A 12,054-nucleotide genomic window follows, 5' to 3' on the forward strand; every position below is an offset into this window, starting at 1 on the left:
ATGTCCCGCCGTGTGGCTGTCGATGACGGTGAAGAGACGGTTGGTACGCATGTCAGCAATACTTTCCCGACTGCGGAACTACCTTCATGTCGATGCCGCGGTCGAGCAAGCTGCGGGTAATGCGCGAGCAAGCGAAACCCAGTGTGTTCTGCTGCGACATCCAGTTGGCCAGAAAGTTCTGAAAGCCTTCATTGCCCGGTTCGCGGCGAATCCCGATGGTTGAAGGACTACGCAGGAGCGGCATGGGCACGACGGCTTTGGCGATGCCCTTGGCATCCAGCAAGGCAGCATCCTGATCCGCGAGAATGATGGCGTCTACTTTGCCCGACTGGAGTTCTAGAACGGCCTGATCGCGCGTAGGAACGACGTCGAGAGTGGCGTTGGGGATGACCGCCTCGGCAATGACCTGCATCGTGCCGCCCTTTTGTACGGCAATGCGGGTTTCCTTGTTGTCCATTTCACGCCAGGTCTTGGGCTCGAAGCCCGGTCGGGCGGCCAGCACCCAAATTCCTTCGACGATGGCTCCTGGTACGTAGTCGACAACGAGACCGCGACGGGGATTGGGATTCAGTCCCACTGCGAGATCAATCTTGCCGGCTTGGAAATCGGCAGCAAGGTTGCCCCAAGTGGTTTCGTAATATTCGAGCTTCACGTCGAGCAGGGTGGCGATATCCTTGCCCCAATCCACAAAGAAGCCACTCCACTCCCCTGTGCGCGGATCTTTGATGTAGCCCGGCTCCTCTGCGACCATAACCGGAAACTTCAATTTTCCACTCGCCTTTATGCGCTCGAGTACCAGAGAGAGGTCCTCTGCTCGAGCCGGGACGGAGGCCGGGCCGATCACGGTTGCTAAGCTGATTGCAGCAGCGACGAGTGCACTTGTCCAACGGTTCATAGACGTCTCCTATACTTTCATCGCGGCCCGAGCGGCTCAAGCCTTGTGCGAATGGCGTTCTGCAAGGTGGCCGTCGCCGTTCGTCAACGTTGGATACAGGGCTGCCCACCCGAGGGCGTTCAGGAGCCAGATGATCTTTGCCAAGGCGCCGGCGGTGGGTTGTAGAGGCAAGAAGAGACGCCGAGGAAAGCCCACTTCACATCGCTGATGTCAGCGTCAAGGAGGGGTGTCATGCCCCTTCGGACGGGCTCAACCCGATTTACCATACATCCTTCCTCTAGTAGGACACGATCGTCCCCAAGCCGTGCTGCTCTGCAATGTCGAGTATTGCTGAACCCATGGCGACATCATGCAATGCGAGGCCGACATTGAACACGGCAATGCGGTCAGCGTTGCAGCACCTGCCGGCGACCCGTCCGGCGATGACATCGCTGACAGATCCAAGAACTCGGGAAATATCCCCATAAGGAGAGCCTGTAGCAATGATGTAGCTTTTGAATTGCTCAACGTCGTCAGTCAACAATACATCGGAAGCCGTCGTTATATCCTGTGACCATCCGCGGACATGGACAGGCAGAACTAGGCTGGCCTCTTTGACCCATTCGAAACGGAATGCAACGTCTTCTAATCGACTAGTGGCGGTCACTACGACGTCGGCGGTGCGGATCGCGGCCTCAGCCTCTTTCACGTGAACTACTGTTGCTGCGGAATTGGTCTGTTCAACCAACCGTCTCACGGCACTATCGTTAATATCCACGATTTGGAATTCGGCAGCAGGATGAATCAAAGACATCATTTTTACGTGGTAGAGGCCCTGAAGACCAGCACCGATTACCGCTATGCTGTCCACGTGCGGCGGCGACAGATACTTGCTGGTGATAGCCGACACTGCCGCTGCACGAACTGCAGTCAGATAGGCCGCATCCATCACGCAGATTGGAAGGCCAGTGTCCGGATCGTTTAACACTAAAAGCCCTGTTATGTTTGGCAAGCCAATTCTATGGTTGCTGGAGTAACCGGCAAGCCATTTAAGACCGGCTCGGCGTTGCTTGGTAAGCCAGCCAGCCATTGCATGAATGAATGCGTCGTGCTTCGGATGGACGCCGATCTTGGGCGGGTTCTCGAATGCGCCATTGCCGTGATCACGAAGCGTCGCTTCGACGACCTCTAGAGCTGAGGCGAACGGCAAATTCGTCTGTGCGACGTCATTTCGGCTCAGCCATCTTACAACAGACGTCGTCATATAACTCATCTCCTCTGTGCTGAGACCGGCGCTGGAATAATTTCGGTCTCCAGTTTGGAACGGGTAGCTCCGCATGTGCTACGCGAGTTATCGTTCGGCTACGTTGCCGCCGCGGAAAGCTCGGCCTGTGCCGTTCGGAGCGTTGCCTCGATGTCGGAAAACACCAGTGGCAATTTCGGAGCCAGCTGCCTATTGTTTTGTTCGATGAACCGGAGGAATTCTTCGTGGTACATGCTCACATAGTTGAGCTCCCCGATCGTGTCATCCGACAGGACCGGGATTGACGAAAGATCAATAATGGCGCGCGGCTGCAACCGCAGAAGAGCGTTCTGAAGAGTGGCTTCGTATTCATCATTTACATCGGCAGTTGCGATGACAACGACCGACCGTGGTTCGCATCCGTACCCAATCTCTGCCGGGCGCATGAGCGCAACTTCTATGTCATTCCACGACCGAAGTCGTTTGCGAAGATTCTTAGGGTTCCGCGTTACGACTATTGTGGAACGGAATCGCTCTCCAACGCCACTCCTGATCAGCCCGCGCCCAAGCATACCTGCCCCAACAATATAAAGGCGATCGGGTAGTTCTCCACTCGAAAATCGATGAGCTATGATATCTCGGACGATCTGATCGTAGTTGAACGATGCGATGAATCGTTGGCGCTGGCGTGCGGCACGACCCATATCAATTGCTAACGATGCAATCTTGAACACCGGGAGATTTGGATTAACAAATTCGATAGCCTTCGCGAGCTGATCGCTGATGTTACTCTCACCGAGGATCTGGGAATGAGCGCCGGATGCAATCTCGGCGAGACGTCGAGCAATTGCTGCTACACCTTCAATGCGTTCGCATGAAAAGCCGGAAAATATAGTGCGATCGATGTTTCTGAGTGCGGCCTCCTCGCCATAGACCTCGACTCGCGCGCAGGTTGTAACCGAGAAAACCCCACTTCTCGCAAGGTGGGTCGCAAGTGGTTTAATCTTCGCCGAATGCTGCGCCACGGCCAAAGGCGCCGTCATCTGGTGGTCAATATAAAGGCCAAGGAGTTCGCTCATTATTCCCTCCTGAAGTTGATTGAAGCCCAAGCGGAAGTCGACTTGGAAAGCCTTCGATTTCGAGAGCTTCCACTCAAGTTCGCCCCGAGATGCAGGATTGTATCCTGCGCCTTCGAGTACAGGATTAGGCGGGTGGGGTCGGCTTTGGGACCGCAGCCAGCAATGAGGAAGGGCGGCGAGCGTGTTTTCGGAGGGTGGTGGATTTGCATGAAAGTGATGCAGATCTGACATGTTGATTTCCTCTGGTACATCGAGCGATGTCGTAGCAGTCAGCAGCTTGTGCTGCCTCACAACGAGAGATTCCCAAGAAGCGTGCCAACTACGCGGAAAGAGCTCAGAAGGAATTTTTCTGCATGTCAGTCCAATTGCTTAATGAGCCTGCGGCAGGACGCGCGGGGGCTTATCCCACTGTCCCCGACAAACCTGAGAGTTGTCGGTTTCATGACGTTTTCGTAGGACTAACGCCCTCCAGATTCCCCGCAGGCGAGTAGAACTCACGCGCATCCCGCCGCACCCGCACGTGCCCTGTCGAACGATACCTGATATGCAACATAGCTGGTGGGGGATCCACCCCATTGCTTGAACGGCGTCTCTCTTTTGGCACAGTAAATGCCTCTGGCGACGCGAAGCGTGTTCGAGCTCGCGTCCAACGTGAAAGAGATTAGCAAGATTGTGCCTTGATGGTTTCCCTCAGTGTCGTGCCCGGATAATCCCTGCGGAAAACTCCGCGCTTCTGGAGGATCGGGACGACTGACCGAGCAAAGGCCTCAAAGGAGCCGGGCATTACGGTCGGCGTCACAATAAAGCCATCGCAACCGTTGTTTCCGAAGATATCCTGAAGCTCGTCGGCCACACTCTCTGGCGTTCCGACGATTTGAGGGCAACGGTCGCTTGTAGCGAAACGCCTGGCCACTTCGCCGAGCGTGAGGCCAGCCTTAGTCCCTTGAACGAGGGCTTCGAAAGATTCGCACGAACCGGCTTCCGCCTGGATGTCTCGAATTGGCCTGTCTGTCGGATGGTGCGACAGGTCAAGGCCAGTATGGGCCGACACGAGGGCGATGCCGAGGCGAGTGTCGACCAGAGCATTGATGTAAGCCTGCTTCTCGAGGGCGATTGATTCTGTTTCGCCTAAAATGGGGTCCACCAAGACGAGGACAGCGCAATCACTGGGATTTCGCCCCGCCTTATCGAGGCGATCCTTCATGTCGGCATAGAAATTCTGCATGTCCGGCAACGAATGCTGGAGCGTAAAGACAAGATCCGCGTAGGTAATAGCAAAATCGCGCCCGCGCGGGGAGGATCCAGCCTGCATTATGACAGGGTGCTGCTGAGGACTGGGCGGAACGGGAAGCATGCCCCTTGCCCCTAGGAATTTTCCGGCGATCTCGGTGCGGTGCATCTTCTTCTCGTCAAGGAAATCGCCACTTTCCTTATCTACGACAATCGCGCCATTTGCCCACCCCTTCCACATATCAAGAGAGATTTTTAGAAGCTCCTCGGCGCGGTCGTAGCGTTCATCGCATGGCAAGAGCTCCTCCTTACCGAGGTTCTGTGCTGCCCATACGGTTGGCGCCGTCTCTATATTCCAGGCCACGCGGCCGCCGCTCAGCACATCCAGTGATGAAAGCAGGCGAGCAACCGTGTAGGGATCCTGGGAATTCGCCGGTATGGTCACGCAAAACCCAATTCGCGATGTCGCCCGGGCCATAATGGCTACGAGGGGTACAGGATCGAGCAGCGACATCTGCCCGCCTCGCGCCATGATGGTTTCGTCGTAGAAGGATAGGGTATCGGCCAAGAAGAGTCCGTCAAATCTGCCAACCTCGAGCGTCCGCGCCAGCGTTTCCCAGAATGCCGGGTCGAGAAACCTGTTCTCTGTTTCGGGATGCCTCCACATAGCGTGGTGATGGCAAGTTGGCCCCGCCATGAGGAACGCTAGCAATTTCATCTGGCGCGACATTCTGGGCTCCTTCGGTATCGCTTTGATCTATATATGGGGCGCACCGACGCAAGCGACGTGCCAGCCAAAAACGTGTAGCTGCGCAAGCACAAAGGTGCCACTGTCCGCAACGTCGAATCCTTGTAGCTCTCGATAGATTCAGGACATTCCTTACTTCCCCGACGTCCCGGTCTCGACTGCGCTGCGGATCACACAGGCACCGTTGCCGGGTTCCGGTAATTCTCCTGTTTCGTCAGCATGGCCCAGATACCGCGCGCCATCTTGTTGGCCAGCGCGCCACCAGCATACGCGATTTCTTCACCATTAAGCGGGCAAGCCAGGAGCCGTCGGGCGCGCCCCTCCGAGATGCCCATCGAACCACAGCCATTGCGCCGATAATGAGCAGCCGCCGAATATCGCGCTGGCCCATCTTCGAACCTTCCCTCATCGTTGCTTGCCGCCGGTCGACTTCTGCCGCGGGACCGGCCCGAGCCAAGCGGCAAAATCGCGACCGCATTTGAAGGTCTGCATCGGCGGTGGAAAGGTTTCGATGGCTAGGGCAGTGATAGGGCCGACATGGTTTGCAAGCGTCGAGAAGTCGAAGCTTCCTTGGACAGCGCGTCGATCCTCCTCTTCAATGCCGCGAGCCGAGTGCTCAAACTGGTCGATCTGGTCCGGTATGTCGCGGCAGATGTCGCGGACCAGAACAGGCAGTTCTGTGCTCTCGTCCTCGACAATCTCTGCCAGACGCCATAGGTGGCCGATGCCCTGCGGAGCAACATAACCGAACTCATAGAGGTGCGCGCGCAACGCATTGACCAATTCGGTTCGCTGATTCACCAACTGTTCTCTGGTGCGAAACACGATGGCCCGGGACTGCTGCCCCTCGGTTTTCGGTTCGACAAAGCGCATCGTTGTGTTGCTCGACGATCGCCTCCGCATCTGCGGCGTCGTCCTTCTGGCGCTTGATGAAGGGTTGACATAGCTCGGCGCAATCAGCCTTGGCGCATGGCCAAATCGAGCCATTTGCCGGGCCCAGTAGGGGAGCTGCCACACGCTTCCATCGCCACAACACAAGGCGGATGGCTCGCCATGAACTTGCAAATTTGCAGGCGCGACAGCTTCCTGCGGAACACGACAGATCCGTCTTCTGCGGCCCCGTGGAGCTGAAAGACGTTCTTTGCCAGATCCACCCCGATGATGGTAGCTGTTTCCATGAGCCTGCCTCTCCCTTGCGTGGCGCTAACACCACAACATGACCCATTGCGATGCCGTCGGGGAAGGCTGGCATCCACCCCATCAGCAAAATTGGGCGGCCACGGGACTGGTTCAGAGCAGGATAGTCATCGCCGAGCGCCACGGCTCTATTAACCCGTCCTTTTGAGAGGCAGAGGGAGATCAGAGTTTAGAGTGTAGGCTGGTCTGAGTGATACAGCGCCTGCCATCTTGTTCACCGTCATATCTCTTCAAACAACAAAGGTTGAATGGATAGGCTTGCGGTTTTTTGGCCTTGCCATGCATCGGACCGTGACCTGCTTTAGGTGCTTGCATGCACGGCCTTGTCCAGAATGTCCAGACCACGCTGAACCGTCTGCTCGTCAATCGTTAAAGGCGGAAGAAGCTTTATAACCTGGTTCTCCGCACCGCATCGCTCTACCATCAGCCCATCTTCAAATGCCCTGCGGACGATTTTCTCGGCCAGCTCGCCTGTTTTGCAATCTAGCCCCAGCATCATGCCTCTTCCGCGCTCAGAAAGGCTATAGACGCGGTTGCTTTGAGCGACGTGCCGAAGGCGCTCGCTCATGATGCATCCGGTCTCCGTAACACGCGCAGCCAGCTTTTCAGTAGTCCAGTATTTTTTCAATGCAGCAGTCGCCGTCACGAGCGCAAGATTATTGCCTCTGAAAGTCCCGATGTGTTCGCCGGGTCGCCAAACGTCTAATTCGGATTTAAGCAGCAAAACGGATAGCGGCAGCCCACAGCCACTGAGGGACTTCGACAAAAGAACGATATCTGGGGATATATGCGCGAACTCAAAGCTGAAAAAATTGCTCGTGCGTCCGCAGCCCGCCTGGATGTCATCAACAATCAGGAGGATGTCGTTCTTTCTGCAAAGCCGCTCGACCGACTGCAACCAGTTTGCGCTCGCAGGGTTGATGCCTCCCTCGCCTTGTATAGTTTCCAGGATGATAGCTGCCGGCATATCGACACCACTGCTGGCATCAGCAAGTACGCTGGCCAGATATTCCGAAGTATCATTATCGGCTCCCCAATACCCGTCGTAGGGCATAAACACTGCACCGGTTGGAGGAAGACCCGCTGCACCTCGGTAGTATCGATTGCCGGTCACCGCAAGCGCCCCCAAGCTCACTCCATGAAAGCCATTTGTGAAGGAAATTATGCTGTGCCGCCCAGTAGCCTTGCGTGCGAGTTTCAACGCAGCCTCCACGGCATTGGCGCCGGTTGGACCGGTAAATTGCAATTTGTATCTCAGATCACGGGGTCTCAATATTGTACTATTGAAGTACTCCATAAACTCTCTTTTGGCTGACGTAGCCATGTCTAAGGCGTGGATGATTCCGTTATTTTTTAAGTATTGAATGGCATCGCCCAGAACATCGGGATCGTTGTGCCCGTAGTTAAGGACGGCCGCACCAGAGAGAAAATCGATAAACTTACGACCATTCTCGTCCTCGAGAATGGCTCCCGCGGCCTTCCTGAATACAGCAGGAAAGAAGCGCGAATATGAGCGTACGTTTGACTCCAGGGTTTCGAAGGCAACGAGTGAGCTGGAGCTATTCTCTTGAAACATAATCTTCCTCCCACCAGAGCGATGGCATTGCGACGCCCCAGCCCATACGGGTGAACTGGTCAATGCGAGCTGGGCGGCTCCACGCGCCAGTTTTCCAACCGGAATTCCGGCGATCACTTTGCCAATATAAACGTCAACCTCGGCTCGTGCGCCTACCTAAGATGGTAGGATCCCTATTGGTCGGTCTTCGTCTTTGCCTCATGCCAACTAGGTATCGAGACAAGCTCAGTTGCACCTGCCCGCTGCGCACGCCCCCTGCAACCCCAGAACTATGGTGCATAAGCGAGGGCCGCGACGGGGTAGTCAACCCCATAGGCTCGGTTAGGCAGGTTGGCACTAGTTTTGCTTTGGTTGCGAGTAGGCAAATCTGCCGCTGAACATCCATCTCACGGGCGACTGGGGAATCGACCGAAGCAACGGCACATGTCAGGTCTGCCGGATGGCGCTCCGTAACCAGAAGAGGATATCGTAGATGAGAAAAGTAGTCGCAGCCAAGCTTCATGGCATCACCGTGACCGGCGCGGATCTGAACTACTACGGATCAATAACTCTAGATCCAGATCACTGTGATGAGGCGGGTATTCTTCCGCTGGAATTCGTTGAGATCTGGAATAGAGATTCAGGCGCGCGAATCAGCACATATGTCATTTATGGCGAAAGGGGTTCTCGTTGCTGTGTGCTCAACGGAGCCGCTGCACGTACCTGCCAAGTCGGTGATGAGATAATCATTTGCTCATCCACTTACATCGAGGAGCATAAGATCGCAATAATCAAACCGCGAGTGCTGACGTTCGACCGAGATAATTCCATCCGCGACCGCATGTTCTACGATGCCAGCACCCGGGATGATGGAACCATGACATTCGCGGTTAACAAAGGCTCTCCCGGCGTAAACGCCCTGAAGGTTCCGGGGCGGGGATAGGGTGACTGATCACATTTAAGGCGTAGGACATCAAGAACTGGTCGAGTAGCTATCTCAGTGGGCTTCGCCCTCCCAGGTCCGGGCCTGCGGATTTCCCGGACACCGGCTCCTTCTGACTTCGCCGTCTCAGGCAGCGCCCCGAGCGGGCGCTGGTGGCGACGTTGGCGGATATGTAGGTGCAAGGCGTGTCGACGCGGAACGTCAAGGCGACCATCGAGGAGCTCTGCGGTAATGCCTTCTCGGCATCATCGATCCGTTTAACAGCTGGACGAGAGACTGAAGACCTTTGCCGAGCGCCCGCTGCAAGAGCCGTTTGCCTACCGGATCTTCGATGCGCTTTATCAGAAGGTGTGCGAAGCCAGTGTGGTGATGAGCCAGAGTCCGCAGACTTCCGACCCTGAGACCGCAGAAGTGCCGAAGTAAAAATCCCCAGTTTATGGCGCTCCGGACCACGTGGAGAATTGGGTATTTTTGGGTGGCCTTACGCGTGGGCAGCGTGGCGGGGCGAAAGACGGCGGTGTGATTAAAGCCTTGGATCGCAGGTGTTCAGGCATCAATTCGGCATGTTGGCGCAGCCTGTAGCTTGAACCCTCGATTTGAACGACGACGGCATGATGCAAAAGTCTGTCGAACAAGGCTGTGGCGACCACGGCGTCACCGATGATTTCATGATGCCTGTTTCCTCGATCGTCTATTGCGTTGAGCGCGAGCGCGTAGAATGTCGATCTGGTCCTCCATCAGTTCGATCTGCCATGGTTGTCCTTTCACTAGCTGCCGGCCTTGAATCAGGCCTCGTGCCAGGTATTTGAAGATGGTCTGCGGCGTAATGCCAAGAGCTGCAGCAGCTCCTTGAACGGAATAGGTTCCGTCTGGCCACCTGACGGGGTTGGAGCTCGTTCCGTTGATTTTGACGGTTGGAATGCCCCAACGCCTGCGCAAGAGCCAGACATTGTCACCTTTGAAGGCGCAATTCTGTGCGGCACGGAAGCCTTCCGCGTTCAGTACCGACGCAATTTCCTTGTCCATTTTGCCTGCGGCGTTCAGCTCCGTCACGCGCGCTCGTAATTTGTCGATATCGATATAGTCGCCATAGGTATGAACGCGCCTTTGGACAGAGTGCTCGCTCGTCGCTCCCGTTTGCCACAAGATCTTGATCCAGACCTGTCCTTGCAGCCGTTTTTGATCGAGAACGACCTCGCAGATAATGAGGCGTAAGATGCTCTTTCGCTCGGCCGCCGTGGTCAATGGGGCATGCCAGATGCCAGGCAGGTTCTCTCCGAGTGCCAATAACCCGTCGCGATCTGCCTCGCTGAGAACCAGGGGCTCGTCGGACCGCCACCGTTCATAGTCCTGCTCGATGGCCGCGGCCGCGCGCAACTTTTCCTCCCATCCGCGTTCCAGCGAACGGGCCACCAAGCGGTTCTCTGGCTCGACTGCATCATATTGGCGCCGTGCCCTTTCCGCCTCGTAGCGCGCACGTTCGCGCCGCAGAGCCCATTGACGCTCGAGTTGACGGGCCTCCTCTTCCATCTGGCCCAGTGCGGCGACGGCGATAGCAATCCTGTCCGGCGTCAGAGCCTCGAGTAGAATGCTTTCGACGCGTGCATCGACCGGCAGAGCGCGCACCTCCTGGCATAACGGCCCTCCGTCGTGGCCGCGGTCGGCGCGGCATGCGTAGACGGGATAGTTTCCCGCAGGGCCGCTATAGCGCAAACTCATCCGGCGACCGCACCGCCCGCAGACAGCGATGCCCTGCAGCAGCGCGGCGCCCTTGCGCGGCAAGCCCGAATGGCCGGCTTCGTAGCGGTTGATGTTGTTCTCCAATCGCCGTTGGTTCTCCATGAACTGCTCCCAGCCGATGTAACCAGGATGGGCCGCTTCCAAACAGACCTCCCAGTCCGCGATGGGGACCTTAGTCGTCCGCGGACGATAAACGTCCTGGCGAACGCGTCCACCCGTCTGCCGCCGCCGACCATAGACATAGGCCCCAGCATAGCCGGGATTATGGAGAATGCTGAGCACCCGCGGGTTGCTGGCCTCACGCCAAACCACTTCGTGCGGCGCCGGACCACGAAGGGGGCGCATTGGCAACGGCAAATTCTCCTTGCGTAGGTAGCGCATCACTGCCCGCGCGCTTCCTAACTCGCGGAATTTGCTGAAGACCAGGCACAGCCTTGCCTGCACCTCCTCATCGGGGTTGAGGATGATTTGGCCTGAGCGGTCGTAAGCCAATCCGGCGGGAAGGCCAAGGCGCAATTCGCCGCGTGCCGCTTTCTGGCGCTCACCCTGATGCAGGCGTTGCTTGATCTGGTGCAGCTCCGCCTCGCTCATGATGCCGGACAAGCCCAGCAGCAGGCGGTCGTGATAAGCGCACGGATCGTAGAGCCGTTCGCCGTCAGCGATGATGACGCCAAACAATGAGCACAGATCGAGGAGTTGATGCCAGTCGCGGTTGTTACGGGCGAGCCGGGAGGCGTCAAGACTGATGACAAGCCCCGCGTTTCCCAGCCCGATCTCCGCGATTAGCTTCTTGAAGCCCTCTCGCTCGACGCAGCCCGAACCGGATTTGCCGAGATCTTCATCGATGACGTGCACGCGTTCATGTGGCCAGCCAAGAGCGACGGCACGATCGATCAGACGATACTGCAACTCCGTGCTTTCCTGATGATGGCGCACCTGGTTTACGGAAGACTGGCGGACATAGATGTAGGCGAGCTTGCCGCGATGCTCGGCCGTGACGCGCTCGTCCGGGTTATTCGTCGCTCTCAGCATGCCGATCCACCTTTGTCGGCGCGCGTATTGACCGCATCCGCATCAACAGGGGGGCAAGTTTTTGAGCAAGTTGTTTCCGCGTCTCCGGCGGCAGATCGAGCCACGGACGCGGGACTGTCGTGCTCGGGGTAAGAAGCTTTACGAGGGACTGAGACGCTACGCGGTACGGTTTTGATTGCACGTTCATCGCGAATCACCTCCTTGGAACGGGAGGTAACCATGCTGTTCAAATGGTGCATCAATGTGAGCAGGGTTCGAACGCTGATGCGAGGCGCCGACTTCGACTCGCTTCGCGCTTCCGGCGAAGCGGTTACAAGATCGGTTATCGATCGGCGAATTGAACGGCGGCGTCCGTCAGGTAATCGAACGACAACGAATGCCGCACCGCGGCCGGACTGGACCGACACCAGCTC

At 56.9% G+C, this 12,054-nt stretch carries 8 protein-coding genes and 4 pseudogenes; 3 read left to right on the top strand and 9 right to left on the bottom strand.

The window, feature by feature from the left end; all coding sequences use genetic code 11:
- Window positions 1–52: 52 nt before the first annotated feature.
- The 7 genes and pseudogenes from AS026_RS31505 to ectB form a co-directional block, all read right to left on the bottom strand.
- Entirely contained in the window at window positions 53–895 is an 843-nt protein-coding gene (locus tag AS026_RS31505) for a transporter substrate-binding domain-containing protein (protein ID WP_062370411.1), read from the bottom strand.
- A 277-nt stretch (window positions 896–1,172) separates the two neighbouring features.
- Window positions 1,173–2,138 (bottom strand): ornithine cyclodeaminase family protein, encoded by a 966-nt coding sequence (locus tag AS026_RS31510; protein ID WP_028749548.1) that lies wholly within the window; start codon window positions 2,136–2,138, stop codon window positions 1,173–1,175.
- Window positions 2,139–2,236: 98 nt separating this feature from the next.
- On the bottom strand, window positions 2,237–3,196 hold the full coding sequence (locus tag AS026_RS31515; protein WP_028749549.1) for a Rossmann-fold NAD(P)-binding domain-containing protein: 960 nt from the start codon (window positions 3,194–3,196) through the stop codon (window positions 2,237–2,239).
- Between the two features lie 77 nt (window positions 3,197–3,273).
- Window positions 3,274–3,363: pseudogene (gene nifH / locus AS026_RS44685) on the bottom strand (nitrogenase reductase); the annotation flags it as partial.
- Between the two features lie 494 nt (window positions 3,364–3,857).
- Window positions 3,858–5,156 (bottom strand): LLM class flavin-dependent oxidoreductase, encoded by a 1,299-nt coding sequence (locus AS026_RS31520; protein WP_028749550.1) that lies wholly within the window; start codon window positions 5,154–5,156, stop codon window positions 3,858–3,860.
- Between the two features lie 188 nt (window positions 5,157–5,344).
- A pseudogene (locus AS026_RS38915) lies at window positions 5,345–6,352 on the bottom strand (IS110 family RNA-guided transposase).
- 320 nt (window positions 6,353–6,672) lie between these two features.
- The gene (gene ectB / locus AS026_RS31535; protein WP_028749551.1) at window positions 6,673–7,947 is read right to left on the bottom strand and encodes a diaminobutyrate--2-oxoglutarate transaminase; all 1,275 of its coding nucleotides are present in this window, start codon (window positions 7,945–7,947) and stop codon (window positions 6,673–6,675) included.
- A gap of 472 nt (window positions 7,948–8,419) precedes the next feature.
- Between ectB and panD the strand changes: the two genes are divergently transcribed.
- Both panD and AS026_RS40680 read left to right on the top strand, forming a co-directional pair.
- On the top strand, window positions 8,420–8,869 hold the full coding sequence (panD, locus tag AS026_RS31540; protein ID WP_028749552.1) for an aspartate 1-decarboxylase: 450 nt from the start codon (window positions 8,420–8,422) through the stop codon (window positions 8,867–8,869).
- A gap of 131 nt (window positions 8,870–9,000) precedes the next feature.
- Window positions 9,001–9,250 (top strand): annotated as a pseudogene (locus AS026_RS40680) (transposase); the annotation flags it as partial.
- 53 nt (window positions 9,251–9,303) lie between these two features.
- Here the strand turns inward: AS026_RS40680 and AS026_RS40685 are convergent.
- Together AS026_RS40685 and AS026_RS31545 are read right to left on the bottom strand one after the other, a co-directional pair.
- Window positions 9,304–9,537 (bottom strand): annotated as a pseudogene (locus AS026_RS40685) (ATP-binding protein); the annotation flags it as partial.
- Window positions 9,536–11,641: a recombinase family protein gene (locus tag AS026_RS31545; protein ID WP_028749699.1), complete on the bottom strand. Its 2,106-nt coding sequence runs from the start codon at window positions 11,639–11,641 to the stop codon at window positions 9,536–9,538. The gene AS026_RS31545 and the pseudogene AS026_RS40685, both read right to left, overlap by 2 nt.
- A 219-nt stretch (window positions 11,642–11,860) precedes the next feature.
- Between AS026_RS31545 and AS026_RS42810 the strand changes: the two genes are divergently transcribed.
- Window positions 11,861–12,054: hypothetical protein (locus AS026_RS42810; protein ID WP_205634470.1), on the top strand; the 194-nt coding region annotated here is incomplete at its 3' end.

It is taken from the genome of Rhizobium altiplani, assembly GCF_001542405.1.
GTDB lineage: Bacteria > Pseudomonadota > Alphaproteobacteria > Rhizobiales > Rhizobiaceae > Rhizobium > Rhizobium altiplani.